The organism is Achromobacter spanius, assembly GCF_003994415.1.
Classification (GTDB): domain Bacteria; phylum Pseudomonadota; class Gammaproteobacteria; order Burkholderiales; family Burkholderiaceae_B; genus Achromobacter; species Achromobacter spanius_C.
On sequence record NZ_CP034689.1, the window covers coordinates 3,279,705 to 3,302,344 of the forward strand.

The window sequence follows — 22,640 nt, forward strand, 5'->3', positions numbered from 1 at the left end:
TAATGGATCAATAGCCGATGTAGGCGGTCTTGGTGGACGTGTAGAAGTCGACTGCGTAGCGCCCCTGCTCGCGCGGACCGAAGCTGGAGGCCTTCACCCCGCCGAACGGCACGTGGTAGTCCAGGCCGGCGGTGGGAAGGTTGACCATCGTCAAGCCGCTGCGCACATTCAGCCGGAAATGGTTCGCCAGCTTGTGCGAGGTGGTGCAGATGCCCGACGACAAGCCAAAGGGCGTGTCGTCGGCGACCTGCAAAGCCTCGTCATAGCCGGACACGCGGATCACGGCGGCCACCGGGCCGAAGATCTCTTCGCGGTTGATCCGCATGGCGTTGTTGCTGTCGGTGAACAGGGTCGGCCGCAGGAAGTGGCCGGCGGTAGGCGTATCGACCCGCTTGCCGCCTTCGGCCAAGGTGGCGCCTTCGCCACGCCCGAGTTCGATGTAGCCCAGAATTTTGTCCAACTGCGGCGCGTTGATGACCGGGCCGATCTGGGTGGCGGGGTCTCGCGGGTCGCCCACCACAAGCTTGCGCATCCGCGCGGCCAGCGCCTCGACGAAACGGTCATGGATGCCCTCCGCGACGATCAGCCGGCTGCTGGCCGTGCAGCGCTGGCCCGCCGAATAGAAGGCGCCGTTCAGCGCGCACTCCACGGCCACGTCCAGGTCGGCATCGTCAAGCACCACCAGCGGATTCTTGCCCCCCATCTCCAACTGCACCCGGATCATGTGTTCGGATGCCGCCGTGGCGATCTTGCGGCCGGTGGCGACGCTGCCCGTGAAGCTGACGGCATCCACGCTTTCGAGCAAGGCGCGCCCGGCCGCCGCCCCTTCGCCGTTGACCAGGTTGGCCACGCCGCCAGGCAAGCCGGCGCGTTCAAGAATATTGAACAGTTCCCAAGCCGCGCCCGGTGTGTGCTCTGACGGCTTGAGCACCAACGTGTTGCCGAAGGCCAAGGCGGGCGCGATCTTCCAGGCGGGAATCGCGATCGGAAAATTCCATGGCGTGATCAGCGCGACGACCCCCACCGGGTGGCGGCTGATCTGTACGCCGATGTCCGAGCGCACGGACGGCAGGTTCTCGCCGCCATAGCGCACCGCCTCGCCGGCGAAAAACTGGAAGATCTGCCCGGCGCGTACGACCTCGCCCTGCCCCTCGGCCTGGGTCTTGCCCGCTTCGCGCGACACCAGAGCGCCCAGTTCCTCCTTGCGCGCCAGGATCTCGTTGGCGGCGCGAGACAGAATGTCGCTGCGCAACTGCGTCGTGCTGCGTTCCCAGGCGGGCGCGGCGGCGCGGGCCGCCGCTACCGCCTGCCGCATCTGCGCCTCGCTGGCGCAGGCGTATTGACCGATCACGTCCTGCGGGTCGGCGGGGTTCAGGTTCGCCAAGGTGGCGTCGCCCTCCACCCATGCGCCGTCGATGAAATTCGCTTTTTGCATCACTGTCTGCTCCTCGTCATGAATCGTTGAAGGATCATGCATGGCCACCCTTGCCCTTGCCCAGCACCGCCTCGCGAAACCGCGAACGCAGGTAGGGACCGTCGCGCGGCGGCAGGCTGCTGGCCTCTGGCGCTGCCGCCACCTTCAGCACCAGACATTGCAGGCCTGGCTGATACAGGCCGGGAATTCTCTCGTCCAGCTCGCGCCCGTTGCGCAGCGTGACGCTATCGGCGATGCCGCACGCGCGGGCAATGCCGGCAATGTCCACGCCGCGTCCCGAATGGGCGGGCTGCATGCCGGTTTCGCCGTAGTGTTCGTTGTCGATCACGATGATCTTCAGGTTCGACGGCGCGCGCACACCGATGGTCGCCAGCGACCCCATGCCCATCAGCATCTCGCCGTCGCCAACAAAGGCCAGCACCTGGCGTCGCGGTTGCGCCAGCGCCAGGCCCAGGGCCGCCATGCAGGCGCCGCCCATGGCACCCCACACGTAGAAATTCCTGTCGTCGTCGCCAGCCGCCGAGGTGTCGTAGGTAGGATTGCCCAGGCTTGCCACCACCAGGGCATCGCCGCGTTGCTCAAGTATGCGGGCCACGGCCGCCCGTCGGTTCATTGTCGCGCTCGCGTTCATATCGCTTGCCTCGTCCTACTTGTTGAAGTTCTTGATGCCAAGAATGCGTTGGGAGATCACGACGGCTACCGCCCGGTTCGAGTTGAACGCCAACAGGCTCGCGGCGCGAACCGTCTCGGGCACGTCATCGCCCTGCTCCACCCGCTGCACGAATACGCCGGCGCCGCGCAGCGCGGCCTCGGTAGACTGGCCCATGGGGCATTGCCATGGATTGAACTCGCCCCATTCGCCACGCATGGTGATGAGACACAGGAACGGCATGCGGCATTCCTGAATCAACGCCAGCATGTTGATGCAGTTGCCCACCCCGCTGGACTGTAATAACAAGACGCCCTTGGCGCCGCCCAGCCAGGCGCCACCCAGCATCGCCACGCCCTCTTCTTCCGTGGTCAGGGAAATTGCCTCCACGTCCGGATCCGCCTCGAACAGCTTGATCAACTGGCTATGCCCCGCGTCCGGCACATACGCCATCTGCGTGATGCCGGCCTCCTTCAGGTTCTGATAGACCATTTCGGGCCAACGCTCTGCCATGATTCGTTTCCTCTGGTGTGTGGATGAAGACCTGCTTGCGGGGCGAGCCGGTTGTGGCCGGCCCGCCGCCCGCCGCGCTCAGATTTTTGCGTTCAGCTTGCAGATGCCGGGCTGGGTGGGCGCATAGGCCTCCTCGCCTGGAATGGTGGCCACTTTCTTGTAGTAGTCCCATTCGCCCTTGGATGCTGAGGCCGACTTGACCTGCATCAGGTACATGTCGTGCACCATGGCGCCGTCGGCGCGGATATAGCCCTTGGTGAACATGTCGTCGATGGGCATGGACTTGAGCGCATTCATGACGGCGTCCGAGTCCGTCGTTCCGGCGCGCTCCACGGCTTTCAGGTAGGTGGTGACAGCGGAATAGTCGCCCGCCTGGAAGGTGGTGGGCATCTTCTTGTTGCGCGCGTAGAAGCGCTGGCTGAATTCGCGTGAACGGTCGTTCAGGTCCCAGTACCAGCCGTCGGTCAGGTACATGCCGGCGGTGGTGTCCAGGCCCAGGCTGTGGATGTCGGTAATGAAGACCATCAGCCCGGCCAGCCGCATCTTGTCGCTTATCCCGAATTCCTTGGCGGTCTTGATCGAGTTGATCAGGTCTCCGCCGCCATTGGCCAGACCCAGCACCTGCGCCTTGGACGCCTGCGCCACCATCAGGTAGGAAGAGAAGTCCGACGTATTGAGCGGATGGCGCGTCGATCCCGTCACCGAACCGCCGCTGGCCCGCACCACATCCATGCTGGCTTTTTCCAGCGAATAGCCGAAGGCATAGTCGGCGGTCAGCATGAACCAGCTCTTGCCGCCCTGCTGCACCATGGCCGCCGCCGTGCCGCGCGCCTGCGCGGACGTGGAATAGGTGTAGCGCACCGTGTAGGGCGTGCAGGCTTCTTCAGTCAGGCTGTCGGCGCCCGCGCCCGCGCTGATGAAGACCTTTTTCTTTTCGGCGGCAATCGTGCTGATCGCCAACGAGGCCGATGAATTCGAGCCGCCGATCACCAGGTCCACCTTGTCCTGGTCCCACCATTGGCGCGCGCGGTTCGACGCGATATCGGCCTTGTTCTGGTGGTCGGACGCAAGAACCTCGATAGGCTTGCCCAGCACCTTCCCGCCGAAATCCGCGACCGCCATGCGAATGGCGTCCAGCCCGCCCGCACCGTCGAAATCGGAATAAGGCCCGCTCATGTCGGTGACGAAGCCGATCTTCACCTTGTCGTCTTGAGCGCTTGCCCCCCCTGCCCCACACATGCCGACTACCGCCAACGCGACGGCACCTAACACTTTCGTACTGGTTTCCACGTCTTGTCTCCTCGCTATGCCGGCTTTGCCGCAGGATCGCCAAAGCCATCTCTTTTTTTAATAATATAGCTACACACAATCTATTGTTAGCATATCGTTAACCCGTACCATGGGGCCCGACAGTGGCCCTGCCTCCCTATAATCCGGTTTTCTCACACTGCCCCCACACACCATGGATCTGCGCCAGATCGAGTGCTTTCTTTGCCTGTACCGCAACGGCGGCATGACGCGCGCCGCGGCCGAATTGGGAATCGTCCAATCCGCGCTGAGCACGCAACTGGCCAAGCTGGAAAAGACCTTGAAGGTCCAGTTGTTCGAACGCTCCAGCCGCGGCGTCACGCCCACGGCCGCGGGCGCCGACCTCTACAAGATGCTGTTGCCGCTGTCCAAAGAAGTCGAAAGCGTGCGGCAACGCATGCTGGACCTGAGCGGCGACACGTCGGGGTTGATTCGCGTGGGGACGGTGCCTTCGCTGGGCGCCAGCATCGTGCCGCGCGCCCTTTCCGTTTACACCGCCGAAAACAAAGACGTCACCATCCGTTTGACGGAGGCCTACAGCGCGGGGCTGGTGGAGCGGCTGGATGCGGGCGAACTCGATGTCGCCATCGTCAATCTGATCCAGCCGGTGCGCAGCCTGGAGACCACACCGCTGGTCAGCGAGGAACTGGTGTTGGTCACGGCGTCGGACAGCGCGCTGCGCAACGTGGAATTCGCCGATCTTCCCATCGGCGCGCTGATCGTGCCGTCACTGGGCCAGGGCTTGCGCGCGATCATCGATCCGGTCTTGAAGAAGCGCAGCCTTGCTGCACGCCCGCGCCTGGAGATGGACGCTTTGACCCCCACGCTGGAACTGGTCAAGTCGGGCGCATGGGCCACCATCCTGCCCATCAGCGCCATCGCGCACGAACTCGACGCGGGCGCCCTGTCGGTGCGGCGCATTCATGCTGACATGCAACGCCAACTGGTGGTGGTGAACCATCCGCGCCGCCCGCTGAGCCTGGCCGCGCAACGCTTTGTGGCGGCACTCTCGGCCGAAGCGCACGACGCCGTATCGCGCGCGCAGCGCTTCATGAAATCGCTCAAGGGTCGAAAATAGGCGCGGCTGGGTCAGCGGGTCGGTGTCGACAACAGGGTGCGCACGTAGTCCAGCGCCGATGCGGCGCTGTCGGTTCGCAATGCATCCTGCCCGATGCGCGCAGACCAGTAGGATTCGGCGCCAGCAGCCCGACGCCATTCCCGAAGACGGCGCGTGTAGAGCTGCAGATCGTATTCCTCGGTAACGCCAATGGCCCCGTGGACGGCGTGCGCGATGTCGGCCACCATGACTGCCGCTGCGCTGGCACGTGCCTTGCCCACGGCAGCCAGCAAGGGGCTTGGCGCCCAGCTGTCGCTTTGAAACGCCAGTTGGGCCGCCATGCGCGTCGCCCAGATCTGTTCAACCAGGATGCTGAGTTGCTGCTGCACGGCCTGGAACCTTCCGATGGGCTTGCCGAATTGCGTTCGTTGATTCGCGTAGTCCAGGGTCAGTTCAAGGATCCGTTCCATTGCGCCGCTTATCAGGCCGGTGTAGGCAAGCGCGGCCAGTTCGGGCAGACCGGGCAATGCACCACCGTCAACCGTGTTTGGTGATATGGCTGACTGAGATGGCGCAGCTGATACCACGCTGCCGGCACCCGTCGGCCAGGACAGGTCCGCGCTCAAACTACCCTGACCGCCAGTCGGTATGACGCTGGCTTGGTCTACAGGCAGCAAGTGAATGCCACGCGCGTCCGCGGCCAGCATCCATTGCGCCACGCGGCCCCAAGGCGCCGCGGATAACGTCAGGCGGTCGTCCTGAGAGCTCAATCCGAACGGCGCAAGGGCGATGGGTCCATCCGGCGGGGCATGGCCGCCGGCCCGCAGCCAGGCGCGAGCCAGCACGGTATCGGCCAGCGGCGCGGGCACGGCGTGGCGTCCAGCCGCATGGATTACGGGCAGGATGTCTCCCAGTTGCAAACCCGCCCCGCCGTCTGCTTCGGCTACCAGCGCGTCCAGAAACCCCGCGTCGTGGCAGGCTTGCCACGCGGTCTGTGCCGACTGTCCGCGTTCGACTGCACGCACGACGGCGGGCGTGTAGTGCTGGGCAAACAGCCGTTCTGCGGCATCGCCAAAAAGATGGTCCACGTAATGCTCCTTATCTCAGGCCCAGGCCACGCGCGATGATGCCCCGCAGGATTTCCCGCGTTCCACCGCGCAGCGAAAAGGTGGGGCTGACTTGTTCCAGATAGGCCAGGGTTCGCAGCAAACTTCCCGGCAGAGGGCATTCGGGCGCTTGTCCCAACGCCTCTGCGATCAGTGCGGGAATGCGTTGTTCGAGTTCGGTGCCCAGATCTTTGACCAGCGCAGCTTCGGTTGCAGGGCTGCGGCCCTGTGCCAATTGGCCAGCGACCGCAAGCGACATTGCGCGAAGTACGGCGAGCTGCGACAGGATCTCGCCCATTGCGACATGGGTGGTTTTGTCCTGCCCCGCTTGTGCGCGGCAGTGCGCCAACCAACATTCCACCAGCGCCATGCTTGAGTACAGACGCTCGGGGCCGCTGCGCTCGAACGCCAATTCTGCATTCACTTGTTGCCAGCCCGCGCCTTCGTCGCCGATCAAGGCGTCAGGCGGAAGTGCCACGTTATCAAAAAACACTTCCGAGAAATGCGCGTCGCCCGCCAGATCCACGATGGGACGGATCGTCACACCGGGCAGCGACAGGTCAACGATTAACTGCGACAAACCTTGATGGCGACTGTCGGGCGTGCCGGAAGTGCGCACCAGCGCAATCATGTAGTGCGATCGGTCCGCATTGGTCGTCCAGATCTTGCTGCCATTCAGCCGCCAGCCTCCCTCCTTCAAGGGCTCGGCGCGCGTGCGGATGCTGGCCAGGTCCGATCCGGAACCGGGTTCGCTCATGCCTATGCAGAAGAACGCCTCGGCGCGGCAGATACGCGGCAGATAAAACCGGCGCTGTGCTTCCGTACCGTACTTCAGGATCAAGGGGGCACTCTGGCGATCAGCGATCCAGTGCGCGGATACCGGCGCGCCCGCGCCCAGCAGCTCTTCGGATAGCACGAAGCGTGCGAAATGCCCGCGGGCCTGTCCGCCGTATTCGCGCGGCAATGTCAAACCTAGCCAGCCACGCTCGGCCAGGCGCCTGCTGAAGGCGGCGTCGAAGCCCATCCACGAGCGCGCGCGCTTTTCGGGAGCCATGCCTTGCAGTTCCTGATCCAGGAATAGACGGATGTCGCGCCGCAAAGCCTCATCCTCCGCGGGCAAGTGGGTCAGTTCAAGCGTGTCAATCATGTTGCATCCCGTTGAGCGTCAGATGGGCTGTGCCGGTCAATCCAGCCGTACGTTGGCGGCCTTCACCACGTCCTTCCAACGGTTGATTTCGGCGCGAATGTAGTCGCTGTATTCGCTAGGGGTTGAACCCAATGGTTGCGCGCCCTGGGCCTGCAACTGCTTGAGCAGCGCGGGTGATTGCAAGGCTTTGCGGATCTGTGTGTTGAGGGCATTGACAATATCGGTTGGCGTTCCGGCAGGTACAACCATGCCTTGCCACGCGCCCATTTCGAAATCAGGCACTACCGTTTCGGCCAAGGTGGGCGTATCCGGCAACTGCGGGCTACGAGCCTTGCTGCTGACCGCCAGCGCGTTGAGCTTGCCGTCGCGCACGAAGCCCAGCGAGTCGTTCAAGGTGTTCGTCATGAACTGCACTTGGCCACCGACCAGGTCTGTCATGGCGGGCGCGCTGCCGCGGTAAGGCACGTGTACCGCGTCAATACCTACCGAACGCAAGAACAACAGAGCGCCCAGGTGCGTGACGTTGCCAGCGCCGGCGGACCCGTAGGAAAGCTTGCCGGGGTGAGCCTTGGCGTAGCTGACGAACTCACTCACGTTCTTGACTGGCAGGGACGGATGCGCGAGCAGCACGAGGGGAATGATTGCGGTTGAGGAGACCGCTTCGAAATCCTTGACCGGATCAAAAGGCAGGTTTCGGTACAGATTGGGGCTCAGCGCAATTGATGAGGTGTTGTACAGCACCGTATAACCATCAGGCTTGGCGGCCGCGACATATTGCATGCCGATGTTGCCGTTGGCGCCACCCTTGTTTTCCACCACGAAGGTCTGCCCCGTCTGGTCCGCCAGTTGCTTGGCAAGCACGCGGGCCACCAAGTCGGTGGGGCCGCCAGGCGGGAAAGGCACGACGACAGTTACCGGGCGTTCCGGCCACGCGGCTTGCGCGATCGGAGCGACGCAGGCGCAGATGATGGCTGCCAAGGCAGCCGTTGTACGGATAATGGTTTTCATGTTGTCTCCTGGTGTTGTCGTTGTTTTGGGGTACTACTTGAGCGTCCGGACGTCAGGCCGGTCGGCCCGCCAACATCCGGGTGGCGGTGTACGTCATCACCCGCTTGTCGTGCTGGTTGTGCACGTCAATCGTTGAATTGACCACAGCGCGATTGTGCTGCGACGTGGGACGTATGCCGGTGACTTCCACTTCAGCCCAAATCGTGTCGCCAGCCACGACCGGCGCCAGCATCTTCTTGTGCACTTCCAGCAAGGCCAAGCCTGTGCCCTGCACCATGCCTTGCATTAGCAGACCCTCTATGAGGCCGTAAGTAAGCGCGCCAGGTGCGGGCCGGCCCTGAATGGCGCCGCGGTCATAGGTGGCGTCGATAAATATCGTCTCCAGCATGCCGGTGACACTGATGAAATTAACGATGTCGGTCTCTGTCACAGTGCGGCGAAACGTACGAAAACGCTGACCCAGCCTCAGGTCCTGCCAGTAGTAGCCTTGGCCCAACATGACGGGCAAAGTGGGATCGTTCATTACATGTTCTCCGGAGGGGAAAGGGACGCTGGCGCGGTGGCAGCGTCGTGGGCGGCGCCGCTGCTTAGCAGGCGTGCGATGTGATCGGGGTCCAAGCCTGCCTGGCGCAAGACCTGCCGCGTATGCTCGCCCAGCCGTGGGGGCATCGTTGGCGGCACGTGCGAATGCTGTAAACGCACAGGGTTGCGAACAAACTGATAGCGGCGGCCAGCCGCACTTTGCAGCGGTACAAAAAAATCCACGCTACGAAGGTGCGGGTCCTGTTCCAGGTCTTCCAGCCGATTGACCGGCGCCGCGGGAATTTCCAAGCGCTGGCACAGGGCCAACCAATATGCGTTGTCGTGGCGAATCACGATGCCACCCACGCGTTCGTACAGTTCATCGATATGGCGGGTGCGCGCGGCAATATCGATAAAGCGCGCGTCCTGGGCCAGTTCGGGGTGGCCAGTTTCGTTGAAGAAGCGCTGCCAGTGCGCATCGGTATACGGCATCATGCAGAGGTGGGCGTCGGCGGTCTGGTAGGGGCGTCGCCATGGCGCCAACGCGCGCGGGTAGCCCGCGGGCCCTGGCTCATCGCACAGGTGGCGGCCATAGAAGTGCTCTACCAGCAGATAAGAGGTCATCGACTCGAACATGGGCACTTCCAGTTGTTGTCCGCGACCGGTGCGCTCACGCTGGAAAAGCGCGGCCAGGATGGCGTGCGCGCCAATCAACCCACAGGTTTTGTCAGCCGCGATGGTGGGCAGGTAGCGCGGCGTGCCGCCTTGCCGCTGCGTAATGTCGGCCACGCCCGCCAGCCCCTGCACGATGTCGTCGTAAGCCGGCATGCCCGCGTATGCCCCACCCTCGCCAAAACCGTAGAGACCCGCGTAGATCAATCGGGGATGACGGGCACACAGGGTTTGAGGATCCAGTCCCAGGCGCGCCATCTTGGCTGGCCGCATGCTGTGCATCAGCACGTCGGCGTGCTCCAACATCTTCAACAGCGCATCGCGGGCGTCGGGCTGCTTCAAGTCCAGCACCACGCTGCGCTTGTTCCGATTGATGCCTAGGAAAATGGCGGCCAAACCGTCTTCCTGGCTTGGCCCGGTGCGGCGGGTAGAGTCACCTCCGGGCGCCTCTATCTTGATCACATCGGCGCCGTAGTCGGCCAATATCTGAGAGGCATACGGGCCAAACACGACGGAGGTCAGGTCCAGCACACGCACACCGGCCAGTGCGCTGCGTTCGGAGTCAATTAGGCTAGTCATTCGTAAATCCTAATCACCCGAAACATAATCGTCTAATATCGCGTCGCTATAGTTCGATATAAGATTTGTTATGAGCCTGGACCTTCGACAGTTGCGCCAATTCATCTCCATCGCTGAACTTGGTAGCTATCGCCGCGCCTCTGAAGCGCTGCGCATCGCCCAGCCGGCCCTATCAGTGTCGATACAGAAACTGGAACACATTGTGGGTGTGCAGCTTCTTGAACGCGGCGCCAAGGGGGTGTCTTTGACTGCGGCTGGCGCCGCCTTGATGGAGGATGCGCGCCGTGCGCTGTTCCATGCGGACCAGGCGCGGCAGTCGGCGCGGCGCGTGGCGCTGGGGGAATTGGGCCGCTTGCGCCTGGGATTCGTGGGCTCGGCAACTTATATGCTGCTGCCGCGCTACCTTCCGACCTTTCGCCACCGTTACCCCGACGTCGAATTGGAACTGCGCGAGGACAGTACCGTGCGCCTGGCGGAAATGCTGCGGGCCAACGAGATTGACGCCGCGCTGGTGCGTGGGCCATTGGCCGAAGACCCATCGCTGTCGGCCTGGGTCGTCGAGCGCGACAGCCTGATCTTGGCGCTGCCAGCCGCCCATCCCTTGACCGGCGGGCGGGTGGCGCTGCAGTCTGTGCGTTCAGAGCCATTCGTGATGTACGCACCGGATAAGGTGCCCGGGCTGAACGGCGTGACGCAGGCACTATGCCGCAAAGCGGGTTTCTCGCCGCGCATCAGCCAGGAAGCCATCCAGGTGCAAACCGTGGTGAGTCTTGTCGCCAGTGGCCTGGGCGTGGCCCTGGTGCCAGGTGTGACGCGCGCTTATTCCACACCACATGTCGAGTTTGTGGACCTAAGCGATGAAGACGCCTATGAAGCCCTGGCGATTTCGCTGGTGACTCACCACGATACCTCTTGTGCACCGGTGCTGAAATTGCGAGACGTGATGCTCTCGATGGACGAGGATTGCAGCTGACCCGGCCGGGCCGCATTCCAGTCTGAAAAACCTGACCCCCTACGCATTTGGCATATGTCGGAAAACAAATGTTTCCCGACGGGCATTTTCACCGCTTGAATGCCGCAATTGGGCAATCCCACCCCATGGCGAATATGGCAGCATCGCCAGACGGGTATGTAAACATCAATCACCTGCTAGCAGTAGCGACCCTAAACACCGCCCCAGCAGCCGGTTTCCCATTGACGCAGTGGTCAACATCGTCGCCGCCCTCACCCGGCATTCCACCAGTCACGGAGAAGACATGGAAGGCATCCACGCCGCCGCAGCCATGGTCGCTGGCTTTTTGTCCAGACGGGCCGAAGCGAGCTATCGGCATGACATGTCGAGTGCGGCATGAAGCGCCACCACATTCGTATCGGCGACCTGACCACAGCCAATGGCGTGGTGGTGTCGGCTGCCGCCACCTTCATTTTGCTGGATAAGCAGCTCGCCACCGAAGGCGACAAGATCGCTTGCGGGAGTTGCCAATCTATGGGCTCCATCGTCTGCATCGGCCCACGCATCCCCGAATATTACGAAGGGCGGCAAGTCGCGCTGGAAGGTGACTTGTGCGCTTGCCGGTGTCCTGGTCCTCCCAGACTGATACCCAGTCAGAGGGTGCGTTTTCAGAATATCGAAGGAAGTTATGCGACCGCTGTGGGCGGTAGCTTCGGAGGAATACCGGCATTTGCCTCTCCCGCAAGTTCGTCGAAAAAACCCATGAACCGTCGAGGCATGAGTTTTGTCGAGAGGTCTGCTGCGAAACTGAGGGGATGGCCGAGCCGCATCTTCATGCCAGGTGATTTGAAAGAAATGTTGGAAGCGTCAGATATCAAGCAACCGTACCGAGTCCAATCGCATGGCAGCAGCCCCTAACACCAAATATGTCGTCGGACTAACTGCCGCAGCGATCACAGTGATAGGTATCGCTACGGCAGCGCATTTCTTTAAGGAAAAATCCATGGACCGAAAGTTCGCATTTCGTACTACTGAACCCTTGTTGATTTCCGCACCCAACGATGAGACCAATCACCATTTATTGCCTGTCGGCACGGTGATATACCACCAGCAATCTTTCGCTGAAGGACACAGTACTTACCTTGTCGAGTTGAACTATAAAGGAACCCCTCCAGCGGAACGCATTGACAGTATGGCCGGCGCAGAAAGTGCGCTTTGGGCCTTCCCGATACCAAAAGCTGACCTGCAGAAACTTATCTCAGACTATCCGCTGACGCGCGAAGAACTTGCGGCGTTATTGAAAGCCAGAAAAGTATCCCGTGACGAATTAGCTCAAATCGTTCGCGAGTGGAAGGACTAGTTTCGGCGATGTAGCCCGAGCCGTTGTCGGTTAGCCACTCAATGGGGTGAGGCGGTTTCAAGGTGCCACCGAAGCGGCTTTCAACGGCGGCCAGCATCACATCGCGGACGATGTCGCCGCTGTGCCCCGCAGTGGTGGTCGCCCAGCTCAACGCTTCGCGATCGCAACAGTCCAGCGCAAAACCCGATAAATGCGTTTGGCATTCACGGCAGCCTCGCTTCACTGGTCGTCCTCTGGCAACGAGGGTGAGCGCGCAATCCACTTTCGGGATTTCATGACGTCGACCGCCTCCCGCAGGATTTCGTTCTCCATCGTCTTCTTGCCCAGCAATCGCTGCAGTTCACGGACCTGGGCCAGCGCCTCCGACAGTTCTGAAGCGGGCACCACCTCCTCTCCCGAACTGACCGCAGACAGGCTGCCGTTCTGGTACAGCTTGCGCCAGCCAAACAACTGATTCGGGTTGATGAAATCGCACGGCGTAATCCCCTCGCACAACCGCTGCTTGCCTCGGCTTTAGCCGCCTGCTACCATCGCAACGCTTTTCGGAGATGGCATTCCTCCGTTAACCGCCGCGTTCTGTTCACCGCGGCTGATGATGCCTACAGATCCCTGGTCTTGCGGGGGCTGTAGGCATGTTTTGCGTCCTATGGCTGCGCGGATCAGGGGGTTTCTTGTCCCTCGACTCCTGATCTTATGCCGCGCTCAACCCGTCTGGAACAACTGGATCTCCTGCCTTATATCGGCAAGTGGCTGGTCCTGTCCTTCATCGTCGCCTGCCTGGCCGGCAGCGCCTCCGCCTTTTTCCTGCATGCGCTGGATTGGGCGACTTCCACCCGCGAAGCAAACCCCTTGTTGATCTGGCTGTTGCCGTTTGCCGGCTTTGCCGTCGGTTGGTGCTATCTACGCATGGGCCGGCCCGTTGAGGCCGGCAACAACCTGATCATTGACGAGATCCACGACCCCAAAAAGGTCATTCCCCTGCGCATGGTGCCCATGGTGTTGGGCGGCACGGTGGTCTCGCATCTGTTCGGCGCCTCCGTTGGGCGCGAAGGAACCGCGGTACAGATGGGTGGCGCGCTTGCCGACCAACTCACGCATGTGTTGCGCATGCGTCCCGAAGACCGGCGCATCATTCTCATGGCGGGTATCGCCGCCGGTTTTTCCTCTGTCTTTGGCACGCCATTGGCCGGCGCCATCTTCGGGCTGGAGGTGCTGGCAATCGGCCGCATGCGTTACGACGCGCTGTTCCCGTGCGTGGTGGCCGCCATCGCGGCCGACCAGATCGGTCTGCTTCTAGGTGTGCACCACACGCATTACTCGGTGCTGGAGATTGCTCCCTTGGGCCTGGTAAGTGTTCTGAGCGTGGTGCTTGCCGGTATTCTGTTCGGCTTGATCGGCATGATCTTCGCCAACAGCGCCCACGCAATCGGCGGCTTCATGAAGCGGCATGTGTCCTACGCGCCGCTACGGCCATTCATTGGCGGTGTCGTCGTGGCGGTGGCGGTGTGGGCGCTTGACGGCTACCGCTATATAGGCTTGGGGATTCCGTCCATTGTCCAGGCCTTCCAGCAACCGGTTGCGCCTTGGGATTTCCTGGGCAAGCTTCTGTTCACGGTGGCTTCGCTAGGCTCGGGCTTCAAGGGCGGAGAGGTCACCCCCCTCTTCTACATCGGCGCCACGCTTGGCAATGCGCTGGCGCCTCTTTTGCATTTGCCCTTTTCGATGCTTGCGGGTCTGGGATTCGTCGCCGTGTTCGCGGGCGCCGCCAACACCCCAATCGCCACCATTGTCATGGCCATCGAGCTGTTCGGCCCGGACATCGCGCCATTTGCCGCCATCGCCTGCATCGCCGCGTACCTTTTTTCCGGTCACAGCGGCATCTACGCCGCGCAGCGTGTTGGCCATTCCAAGCACCGGGTGTTGCCCGAAGGGATGCGGCTATCGGAACTGGGGGCATACCGCAAGCAATTGCGGCAGAAAACCACGGCTAACGCTCCTGAAAAGTAAGCCTGTACATTCCGAACTTCGACCTGAGTCAATAAGGGTCCGCCGCCTTTCCGACCCGTCTGATTGCCAGCCGGATCTGCTTTTCGATTTCAAGTACGGCGAACAGCACGACGCCTATGCCGACAATCAGCGCCCCATCCCGTAGTGGCACGGGCTCGGTCTCGAAGATGGCCTGCAATGGCGGCAAGTAGGTCACGGCAAACTGCGCGGCGGTCACGGCGATGACCATTGTCCAGACCACCTTCGTGCCCGCCACCGCCTTCCATGTCAGGGATGTCCCGTAGATGTTCCGAATGAAGAACAGATGGAAGATTTCCATGACCACCAGCGTGTTGAACGCCATGGTGTGCGCCAGCGCCATCGAATGGCCCTGCAGGCTGGCATAGTGAAAAACCCCGAACACAGCCAGCAGGAACAAGGCGCTTACCAACACGATGTGCCAGGCCAGTTCGCCGCCAATCAACGGGGTGTCGCGGGCTCGGGGCGGGCGGCGCATGGTGTTTTCTTCGGTGGGTTCAAAGGCCAGCGCCAGGCCCAGCGTGACGCCGGTCCCCAGGTTGATCCAAAGAATCTGAATAGGCGTCACGGGCAGGCTGGTGCCGGCCAGCAATGCCACGATCACCGTCAGGGCCTCGCCGGTATTGGTGGGCAGCGTCCAGCTAACCACCTTCTTGATGTTGTCGTAGACGGTACGCCCCTCTTGCACCGCGGCGACGATAGACGCGAAGTTCTCGTCCACCAACACCAGTTCCGCCGCTTCCTTGGCGGCTTCGCTGCCCTTCTCTCCCATCGCGATGCCCACGTCGGCGCGCCGCAGCGCCGGGGCGTCGTTGACGCCGTCGCCAGTCATCGCCACGATCATGCCTTGCGATTGCAGGGCCATGACCAAGCGCAATTTATGTTCGGGGCTGGTGCGGGCGAAGATGTCGCAATCTTGCGCCGCCTGGCGCAACGCGGCGTCGCTCAGGCCGTCCAGGTCGGCGCCGGTGAGCACGGTGCGGGCGTCTTGCAGGCCGATCTGTGCGCCGATGGCGGCGGCGGTCTTGGCGTGGTCGCCCGTAATCATCTTGACACCGATGCCGGCCGCGCGGCAGGCGCGCACCGCTTCGATGGCTTCGATTCTTGGTGGGTCGATCATTCCCACCATGCCCAGCAGCGTCAAGGTTCCGTCGACATCGCGGTTTTCAAGCACGGTGTGCGTGGGCTTCACGGCGCGCACCGCAACACCAAGCAGGCGCTGGCCGCTGGCGGCGATGCGGTCGGATTCGGCTTGCCAATAACGCGCGTCCAGGGGCTCCACGCCGCCCTCGGCCGCGCGCTGATTGGCGCACATGGCCAATATCCGTTCCGGCGCACCCTTTACATAGATGAAGGCTTGCCGTTCATGGTTGTGGCATAGCGTTGCCATGAAGCGCGTCTGGGAATCGAAGGCAATGGCGTCCGTGCGCGTCCAGCCTGCCCTGAGCTTCTGCACATCCGCCCCGGTTTTTTCTGCAAACGCCAGCAGCGCGCCCTCCATCGGGTCGCCCTCCACCGCCCAGTGGCCTCGGTGGTGCCGCAACGCCGCATCGTTGCACAAGACACTGGCGCGCGCCAGCTCCTGCAACACCCCATGGCCTTGCGCATCCACCTGCCTGCCGTCAAGCAGGATGTGCCCTTTCGGGTCGTAGCCCACGCCGTCAAGCGTCAGCACATGGCGCCGGGCCAGGACCGTGGCCACGACCATTTCATTGCGGGTCAAGGTGCCGGTCTTGTCCGTGCAGATGACAGACACCGCGCCGATGGTTTCGATGGCGGGCAGCCGCCGCACGATGGTGTTGCGCCGGGCCATGGCCTGCACGCCGATGGCCAACGTAATGGTCAGCACGGCCGGCAGCCCTTCGGGAATTGCCGCCACCGACAGTCCGACCACCGCCATGAACAGCTCGGTGAATTCGTAACCATGGACGAAATAGCCATGCACCAGCAGCAGCGCCGCGATGGTAAGAATCAAGGCGGTCAACCATTTGCCAAACACATCCATCTGCTTGACCAAGGGCGTGGCCAGCGCCTGAACCGTGGATAGCAGCGTGCTGATCCGCCCAATTTCCGTGCGCAGGCCCGTGGCCACCACGACGCCTCTGCCCTGCCCGGCCGCCACCAGCGTGCCGCAGTAGGCCATGGTCGAGCGGTCGCCCAAGGCGGCATCCATGGCGACGGGGGCTACGTGCTTTGCCACCGGCACCGATTCACCGGTCAGCACGGCTTCCTGCACCCGCATGGAATGCGCGGACAGCAGGCGCAGGTCCGCGGGAACGCGGTCGCCGGCCTCCAGCAGCACGATGTCGCCTGGCACCACCGCGTCGCCCGCGATGCTGCGGCGCTCGCCGTCGCGCAGCACGTTCGCGCGCGGCGCCAGCATCTGGCGGATGGCTGTCATTGCCTTCTCCGCCTTGCCTTCCTGCAGAAAGCCGATGATGGCGTTGGCCACGACCACGGCCAGAATGACGCCGGTGTCGACGCCATGCCCAAGCAGCGCGGTGATGGCGGCGGATCCCAGCAACACGTAGATGAGCACGTTGTGGAACTGCGCCAGAAAGCGGCTGACCATGCTGCGCTGGCGGGCAAGCGGCAGCCGGTTGGGGCCGAAGGTGGCCAGGCGGGACTCGGCTTCGGCCTGGTCCAGCCCGTTTGGGGTGGCCTTGAATGCGTCCAACACCGTGGCGCCCGCCTGGGCGTGCCAAGGTTGGGCGGGGTGGGGTTCCTTCAAGGTGTCTTGCATGGCTGGGTTTCCTGTGCCGGGCGGCATGCCAAGCATCGCACGGCCTGTTTGAAAAAGTTTGATGTGGATCAACACCTTGCTTCGGCGCTGCGTCATGCTGGCAGCAGGCGGGTAGACCTGTCACCCGCCGCCTACTGTGCCCTTTGGAGACACCATGAAGAACGTACTCATCCCCGTCGACGGTTCGGAAAATTCCCTGCGGGCCGTGCGCTACATGATTGATCACGTACGCGACTATGGCCCCTGCACCATCCATTTGCTGAATGTGCAGCTTCCCATCGTGTCCGGCACGGTACTGACCTTCATCTCGGCGGCCGATCTCCAGGAGTACTACGAAGACGAATCCAAGACCGCGCTGGCGAAGGCCAAGGACGCCCTGGATACCGCTGGCGTCATGTATCAGGCCGAGCTTCGGGTGGGCAACGTGGCCGACACCATCAAGGCTTACGCCACCGAACAGCATTGCGACCATATCGTCATGGGCTCACGCGGGCTGGGTGCGGCTGGCAGCCTGCTGCTGGGCTCGGTGGCGATGAAAGTGCTGCACACCATTCACATCCCGGTGGTGCTCGTCAACTGACAGGCGGCCAGTCCGCGCGCCCTCTTCCCCTTCTGCTGCTTTGGGAGATTCATCATGTACGAACGTATCCTGGTGCCCATCGATGGAAGCGCCACCTCTCAGGTGGGCTTGAAGGAAGCCATACGATTGGCGCAATTGACGCAGGCCAGCCTGCGCGTGATTCACGTCGTTGACGAGCTTTCTTTTGCGTTGACCGCGGACGCCTATCGCTATCACGCGGGTGAACTGCTGGATGTGACGCGCAAAAACGGCGCCAAGCTGCTCGAGGCCGCGGTGGGCGCGGCGCGCGCGGCGGGTATCGATGCCGACAGTGTGCTGTACGAGAACCTGGACCGGACGGTGCACCAGCGCGTGCTGGACGAAGCCGACAACTGGGACGCGGAGCTGATCGTGATGGGCACCCATGGGCGGCGCGGCGTGCGTCGGGCGGTACTGGGCAGCAGCGCCGAGGCCATCGCACGCGGCGCGACGGCGCCCGTGCTGCTGGTGCGTGCCCCGGATGGAACGTCCTGAGCAGCAGCCTGCCCCTATTCCAGTTCCACGGCCTCACCCTGCTCCACGGCGCGGCATCGCCAGCCCAGCTCGTCCTTGATGCGCAGGCGCAGCGCGTCCGCCGCCGCCGGTTCGCCATGCACGATGTAGGTCTCTTTTGGGGGCCGGGTGAAGCCGCGCAGCCAGCGCAGGATCTCGTCGGCGTCGGCATGGGCGGGCAGCATCGACAGGTTGTCCAGCTCTGCCCGAACCGGTACGTATTCACCATGTATCTTGACACTGCGGGCGCCATCCAGCATGGCCGCCCCACGGGTTCCCACCGCCTGGAAGCCCGCAAACAGAATGGTGTTGCGCGGATCGCTCACGAAGTGCTTCAGGTGATGAATGACACGCCCGCCCGTAGCCATGCCGCTGGCCGACACAATGATCTTCGGCATGGGGGAACGGTCCAGCGCCTTGGACGCTTCCACATCGCTGACGCAGGTGGCCACGCGATACGCAGCCTGGGCGTCGGCGGGCGGCAGGCGTTGGTCGGCGCTGTGCTGCAGATAGGTTTCCACGGCTGCGCTGGCCATCGGGCTGTCAAGATAGACGGGCAGGTTTGCCGGGATGCGGCCGCTGGTTTTCAGGCGGTGCAGGTGCAGCAGCAATAGCTGCGCACGGCCCACGGCGAACGAGGGAATGATGATCGTGCCCCCACGCGCGATGGTGCGGCCGATGATGTCCGCCAACGCATCCAGCACGTCTTGCGTGCCATGCAGCCGGTTGCCGTAGGTGGATTCCAGCACCAGGTAATCCGCCTCTTGCACTGGGTGGGGCGGCGGCATCAGCGGGTCGTCGTAGCGGCCCAGGTCGCCGGAATACACCAGCCTGCCACCGTCGTAGTCCACCTGCACTACCGCCGCGCCCAGGATGTGGCCCGCGCGCGTCAAGGTAAAGCGCAGCCCCGCCGGCAAGGCCTGGGGCGTATCAAAGTCCACCGGGCGCAAGGCGGCAATGGCGCGGTGCGCGTCGGCAATCGTGTACAGAGGCAGCGCGGGCTGGTGCCGGGACAGGCCGTGCCGGTTGAGGTAGTCGGCATCCGCCTCCTGCAGATGCGCGCTGTCCAGAAGCAGGATGCGGCATAGGGCAAGCGTGGCCTCCGAGCAATAGACGGGCCCACGAAACCCTTCGCGCATCAGCCGGGGCAAGTAGCCGGAATGGTCCAGGTGCGCATGCGACAGCACAAGCGCTTCAATGTTGCCCGGCGGTACGGGAAACGGCGCCCAGTTGCGCAGGCGCAAGGGTTTGACGCCCTGGAACAGGCCGCAATCCAGCAGCACCTGCCGCCCCTGCACCTCAAGCAGGTGCCGCGAACCGGTGACGGTGCCGGCAGCGCCCAGAAAACGCAATCTTGGCTTGGGTGGCATGGTTTTTCCTGATGAGGATGGCCCATGCAGCGTCGCACGCGGCGGGCGGGTCCGGGTGCAAACATGCGCCATTGCTTGACCAAAATCAAGATGGGCCGCGCCCGCCGGATCAAGATGGAACCATAGAGCCGGACGCCGGAACGCGGATTCCGGCACCCAGGAGAAACATCATGCTGGCTAGCGATCTGATGACCCGAGACCCCTTCTGCGTCAGCGCAAAAACCCCGGTATCCACCATTATTCGGGCCATGCTGGACAAGAACATCAGCGCCGTCATGATCACCGGCGACAACGGCCAGTTGATCGGCCTGGTCAGCGAAGGCGATCTGGTGCGCCGCCAAGACAGCGAGCATCAAAAGAAATGGGACCACTGGCTGTCGCTGCTGGCCGAAGGCGAGGCGCTGAACCTGGAATTCCTGCACAGCTTGCAACTGGGCGAGCGCACCGCCGCAACCGTCATGAGCAGCCCGGTCATCACCCTGGACCATACGGCGCACCTGTCCGAGATTGCCGACGTCATGCTCAAAGCCGGCATCAAGCGGGTGCCCATTACCCGCGACGGCAAGCTGGTCGGGGTGGTCAGCCGGCGCGACATCCTCCGCGCCCTGCTGGCGCAGGAAGCCTGAGCATGCTCCATGAACAAGGAACCGCCATGTCGTCGCGCACAGGCATCGTTTTCTATTCGCGTTCGGGAACCGGGCGGTCGGTAGCGCAACGCCTTGCCAGTTTGTCCGGGTGGCCCGCTTGGGAAATCCGCGACGCCCAGCCCCGGCTTGGCTTGCGCGGCGACCTGCGCTGCGTGGTCGACAGCGTGTTCAAGCGTAGCCCGGCGTTCCGCTATGACGGCCCGCCGCTGGACGCGCTTGACCATGTCATTCTGATCGCGCCGGTATGGATGCGGTCGCTGGCGGCGCCCATGCGCGCTTTTCTGCAAGACCAGGCTGCGTTGCTGCCGGCGTATTCCGTGATTTGTGTCATGTCGGGCTTTGGGGGCTTTCGGGCGGTGGACGACATCGCCACCCTGACCGCCAAGCAACCACAGTCCGTCCTGCTGCTGAAGCAATACGATGTGCTGGCCGAGGAATGCGATGCGTCCCTTTGCCGCTTCAGGGAACAGATCATCGCCCTGTAGATTCCCTGGCAAATGTGTGCTGCAATAATCGGCAGTTGTTCCACGCAGCCACGGCACAGGGCAACCCAATGCGATGAGAAATTCGTCCAGCGCTCCCCCGCTAGTCGACATTATTCAGTCCGCCACCGAGCCGATCATCACGGTCGATGAACAGCAGCGCATCGTGGTGTTCAACGCAGCCGCTGAGCGCGTGTTCCTACGCGACGCCGCCTGCCTCATCGGCGCCAGCCTGGACATCCTGATTCCCGTGCGGTTCCGCGCGCTGCACGCCAAGCACGTCAGCCGCTTTCAGGACACCGGCATCTCTGACCGCCAGATGGGCCTGGGCGCGCCGCTCTGGGGCTTGCGGGCAAACGGCGAAGAGTTTCCCATGGAAGCGTCGATTTCTCAGGCCCGCACGGAATCCGGCGTATTTCTTTCCATTTTCCTGCGAGACATCACCGAACGGCAACGCATCGATCAGGCGTTGCGCGCGTCGCGCGATGAACTTACCCGCCTGTCCAACGCCTTGCTGCATGTGCGTGAGCAGGAAAAGAAGCACATCGCCCGTGAACTGCACGACGACCTTGGCCAGAGCCTGACGGCGCTGACCATGGAACTGTCGCAGTTGGAATCCAGCTTCGGCACGAACGACTCGCCCGCCCGCGAGCGCGTGCGCGTCATGCGCGGCCTGGTCAAGAGCACGTTCACATCGCTGCGGCGCATTGCATCCGATCTGCGGCCCGTCATGCTGGACGACCTGGGCCTGGCCGCCGCCGTCGAATGGCTGGTGGCGAATTTTGTCTCGCGCTATGGGATTGACACCGAAGCGCATATCGACGTCGACCCCAACGAGCCTTCAAAGCGGGTGGCCACCACCCTCTTTCGGGTCGTGCAAGAAGCCCTGACCAACATCGCCAAACATGCGCAAGCCACAAAAGTACTGGTGCGCCTGTCCTGTACCCAGAACCATTGCACGCTGACCGTGCAGGACAACGGCGTCGGCACCACCCCCGACAGCATTTCCAAGAAGCTGCCCATGTCGCTGGGCTTGCAAGGCATACGCGAGCGCGTGCGCTTGCTGAATGGCGAAGTCACCATCACCACGCGTAAACAGGGCGGGTTCCGTCTGGAGGCCAGGATGCCCATCCATCATCCGGATCTGCCAGGGGAAATGAATTGATCACCTTGATGCTTGCCGATGATCACACCTTGCTGCGGGAAGGCCTGCGGCGTCTGCTTGAACAGGCGGGCGACATCCAGGTGGCGGGCGAAGCGCGTGATGGCTCGGAAGCGCTGCGGCAACTTGCAGTGCGGTCCTGGGATCTGCTGGTGCTGGACATGTCGATGCCGGGCCGCGACGGGGTGGGCCTGATCCGCCAGATAAAAACCGAGTTCCCGGCCGTGCCGATCCTGGTGCTGACGATGCACGGTGAACAGCAGTACGCGGTGCAGGCGATCAAGGCCGGCGCGGCGGGCTACCTGACCAAGGACAGCGCCGCCGACGAACTGGTGCAGGCGGTGCGCCAGGTGGCTGCTGGCGGGCGCTACCTGAGCCGCTCGCTTGCCGAGAGCATTGTCTTCGAACGGCATGGCGACATCAGCGGCCAGCCCCATCTTTCCTTGTCGGACCGTGAGTTGTCCGTGTTCCGATACCTGGCCTCGGGGCTGAATAATTCGGACATCGCGCGCTTACTGTTTCTGAGCATCAAGACAGTCAGCACGTACAAAGGCAGGATCCTGGTCAAGATGCAATTACGCAACCAGGCCGACCTGGTGCGCTACGCCATCAAGCACCGCCTGTTCGACGAGCAGGACGGTCCGGGCCCCCTGTAGGAATGCGCCTACAGCCGTAGGCGATTTCGCGCCGAATCTGGCGGGCTGCGCTGATAGTGCCGGCCTGGCTGATCGGGCACACTCGGCGTTGAAGCGTGCGCGATGGCCCGCAACGCCTTCTTTCTGACCCGCAGCC

The 22,640-nt window shown here is 63.0% G+C and carries 22 protein-coding genes, 1 pseudogene and 1 riboswitch; of the genes and pseudogenes, 11 read left to right on the forward strand and 12 right to left on the reverse strand.

What is annotated here, in order from left to right; all coding sequences use genetic code 11:
* Window positions 1-7: 7 nt before the first annotated feature.
* The 4 genes from ELS24_RS14855 to ELS24_RS14870 form a co-directional block, all read right to left on the reverse strand.
* Complete coding sequence (locus tag ELS24_RS14855) at window positions 8-1,435, reverse strand: aldehyde dehydrogenase family protein (RefSeq protein ID WP_127184580.1); 1,428 nt, start codon at window positions 1,433-1,435, stop codon at window positions 8-10.
* Between the two features lie 34 nt (window positions 1,436-1,469).
* Window positions 1,470-2,066 carry a thiamine pyrophosphate-dependent enzyme gene (locus ELS24_RS14860; protein ID WP_050444814.1) on the reverse strand — a complete coding sequence of 199 codons (597 nt, stop codon included), beginning with the start codon at window positions 2,064-2,066 and terminating at the stop codon, window positions 1,470-1,472.
* 15 nt (window positions 2,067-2,081) lie between these two features.
* Window positions 2,082-2,597: a thiamine pyrophosphate-binding protein gene (locus ELS24_RS14865; RefSeq protein WP_050444813.1), complete on the reverse strand. Its 516-nt coding sequence runs from the start codon at window positions 2,595-2,597 to the stop codon at window positions 2,082-2,084.
* Window positions 2,598-2,675: 78 nt separating this feature from the next.
* Window positions 2,676-3,836, reverse strand: coding sequence for an ABC transporter substrate-binding protein (locus ELS24_RS14870; RefSeq protein ID WP_127186348.1), 1,161 nt, complete (start codon window positions 3,834-3,836; stop codon window positions 2,676-2,678).
* A 223-nt stretch (window positions 3,837-4,059) separates the two neighbouring features.
* Here ELS24_RS14870 and ELS24_RS14875 point away from each other — a divergent pair, with 223 nt between their 5' ends.
* The gene (locus ELS24_RS14875) at window positions 4,060-4,983 is read left to right on the forward strand and encodes a LysR family transcriptional regulator (RefSeq protein WP_127184581.1); all 924 of its coding nucleotides are present in this window, start codon (window positions 4,060-4,062) and stop codon (window positions 4,981-4,983) included.
* Between the two features lie 11 nt (window positions 4,984-4,994).
* Here ELS24_RS14875 and ELS24_RS14880 read toward each other — a convergent pair whose 3' ends face one another.
* The 5 genes from ELS24_RS14880 to ELS24_RS14900 are packed head-to-tail and all read right to left on the reverse strand — an operon-like array spanning window position 4,995 to window position 9,996.
* On the reverse strand, window positions 4,995-6,050 hold the full coding sequence (locus ELS24_RS14880; RefSeq protein ID WP_127184582.1) for an acyl-CoA dehydrogenase family protein: 1,056 nt from the start codon (window positions 6,048-6,050) through the stop codon (window positions 4,995-4,997).
* A gap of 10 nt (window positions 6,051-6,060) precedes the next feature.
* Window positions 6,061-7,215 (reverse strand): acyl-CoA dehydrogenase family protein, encoded by a 1,155-nt coding sequence (locus ELS24_RS14885; protein ID WP_127184583.1) that lies wholly within the window; start codon window positions 7,213-7,215, stop codon window positions 6,061-6,063.
* A gap of 36 nt (window positions 7,216-7,251) precedes the next feature.
* On the reverse strand, window positions 7,252-8,223 hold the full coding sequence (locus tag ELS24_RS14890) for a Bug family tripartite tricarboxylate transporter substrate binding protein (protein ID WP_050444809.1): 972 nt from the start codon (window positions 8,221-8,223) through the stop codon (window positions 7,252-7,254).
* A gap of 52 nt (window positions 8,224-8,275) precedes the next feature.
* Window positions 8,276-8,746, reverse strand: coding sequence for a MaoC family dehydratase (locus ELS24_RS14895; RefSeq protein WP_050444808.1), 471 nt, complete (start codon window positions 8,744-8,746; stop codon window positions 8,276-8,278).
* Window positions 8,746-9,996 (reverse strand): CaiB/BaiF CoA transferase family protein, encoded by a 1,251-nt coding sequence (locus ELS24_RS14900; protein WP_127184584.1) that lies wholly within the window; start codon window positions 9,994-9,996, stop codon window positions 8,746-8,748. Before ELS24_RS14900 ends, ELS24_RS14895 begins: the two co-directional genes overlap by 1 nt.
* Before the next feature lie 70 nt (window positions 9,997-10,066).
* On the opposite strand from ELS24_RS14900, the gene ELS24_RS14905 reads away from it, so the two are divergent.
* The 3 genes from ELS24_RS14905 to ELS24_RS30940 all read left to right on the forward strand — a co-directional run bounded on the left by ELS24_RS14905 (window position 10,067) and on the right by ELS24_RS30940 (window position 12,308).
* Window positions 10,067-10,969, forward strand: a complete 903-nt coding sequence (locus tag ELS24_RS14905) for a LysR family transcriptional regulator (RefSeq protein ID WP_230695391.1) — start codon at window positions 10,067-10,069, stop codon at window positions 10,967-10,969.
* 375 nt (window positions 10,970-11,344) lie between these two features.
* Window positions 11,345-11,866 carry a PAAR domain-containing protein gene (locus ELS24_RS14910; RefSeq protein ID WP_127184585.1) on the forward strand — a complete coding sequence of 174 codons (522 nt, stop codon included), beginning with the start codon at window positions 11,345-11,347 and terminating at the stop codon, window positions 11,864-11,866.
* Entirely contained in the window at window positions 11,850-12,308 is a 459-nt protein-coding gene (locus ELS24_RS30940) for a hypothetical protein (protein WP_164741191.1), read from the forward strand. Before ELS24_RS14910 ends, ELS24_RS30940 begins: the two co-directional genes overlap by 17 nt.
* A 1-nt stretch (window position 12,309) precedes the next feature.
* Here ELS24_RS30940 and ELS24_RS14915 read toward each other — a convergent pair.
* Window positions 12,310-12,773, reverse strand: a pseudogene (locus tag ELS24_RS14915) (hypothetical protein); the annotation flags it as partial.
* 70 nt (window positions 12,774-12,843) lie between these two features.
* Window positions 12,844-12,917: riboswitch (Fluoride riboswitch) on the forward strand.
* An 84-nt stretch (window positions 12,918-13,001) separates the two neighbouring features.
* Between ELS24_RS14915 and ELS24_RS14920 the strand changes: the two are divergent.
* Window positions 13,002-14,315: a voltage-gated chloride channel family protein gene (locus ELS24_RS14920; RefSeq protein WP_050444803.1), complete on the forward strand. Its 1,314-nt coding sequence runs from the start codon at window positions 13,002-13,004 to the stop codon at window positions 14,313-14,315.
* Between the two features lie 28 nt (window positions 14,316-14,343).
* Here ELS24_RS14920 and ELS24_RS14925 read toward each other — a convergent pair whose 3' ends face one another.
* On the reverse strand, window positions 14,344-17,076 hold the full coding sequence (locus ELS24_RS14925) for a cation-transporting P-type ATPase (RefSeq protein WP_127184586.1): 2,733 nt from the start codon (window positions 17,074-17,076) through the stop codon (window positions 14,344-14,346).
* A gap of 154 nt (window positions 17,077-17,230) precedes the next feature.
* Here ELS24_RS14925 and ELS24_RS14930 point away from each other — a divergent pair, with 154 nt between their 5' ends.
* Window positions 17,231-17,656, forward strand: coding sequence for a universal stress protein (locus tag ELS24_RS14930; RefSeq protein ID WP_050444801.1), 426 nt, complete (start codon window positions 17,231-17,233; stop codon window positions 17,654-17,656).
* Between the two features lie 54 nt (window positions 17,657-17,710).
* On the forward strand, window positions 17,711-18,169 hold the full coding sequence (locus ELS24_RS14935; RefSeq protein ID WP_050444800.1) for a universal stress protein: 459 nt from the start codon (window positions 17,711-17,713) through the stop codon (window positions 18,167-18,169).
* A 14-nt stretch (window positions 18,170-18,183) separates the two neighbouring features.
* On the opposite strand, the gene ELS24_RS14940 is transcribed toward ELS24_RS14935, so the two are convergent.
* On the reverse strand, window positions 18,184-19,557 hold the full coding sequence (locus ELS24_RS14940) for an MBL fold metallo-hydrolase RNA specificity domain-containing protein (protein ID WP_127184587.1): 1,374 nt from the start codon (window positions 19,555-19,557) through the stop codon (window positions 18,184-18,186).
* Between the two features lie 170 nt (window positions 19,558-19,727).
* Here ELS24_RS14940 and ELS24_RS14945 point away from each other — a divergent pair, with 170 nt between their 5' ends.
* The 4 genes from ELS24_RS14945 (at window position 19,728) to ELS24_RS14960 (ending at window position 22,504) form a co-directional block, all read left to right on the forward strand.
* Window positions 19,728-20,183 (forward strand): CBS domain-containing protein, encoded by a 456-nt coding sequence (locus tag ELS24_RS14945; protein ID WP_050444798.1) that lies wholly within the window; start codon window positions 19,728-19,730, stop codon window positions 20,181-20,183.
* A 26-nt stretch (window positions 20,184-20,209) separates the two neighbouring features.
* Window positions 20,210-20,689 carry a hypothetical protein gene (locus tag ELS24_RS14950; RefSeq protein WP_127184588.1) on the forward strand — a complete coding sequence of 160 codons (480 nt, stop codon included), beginning with the start codon at window positions 20,210-20,212 and terminating at the stop codon, window positions 20,687-20,689.
* A gap of 73 nt (window positions 20,690-20,762) precedes the next feature.
* Window positions 20,763-21,851, forward strand: a complete 1,089-nt coding sequence (locus ELS24_RS14955; RefSeq protein ID WP_050444796.1) for a PAS domain-containing sensor histidine kinase — start codon at window positions 20,763-20,765, stop codon at window positions 21,849-21,851.
* The gene (locus tag ELS24_RS14960; protein ID WP_050444795.1) at window positions 21,848-22,504 is read left to right on the forward strand and encodes a response regulator; all 657 of its coding nucleotides are present in this window, start codon (window positions 21,848-21,850) and stop codon (window positions 22,502-22,504) included. The genes ELS24_RS14955 and ELS24_RS14960 overlap by 4 nt, the downstream gene beginning before the upstream one ends.
* Window positions 22,505-22,640: the final 136 nt, after the last annotated feature.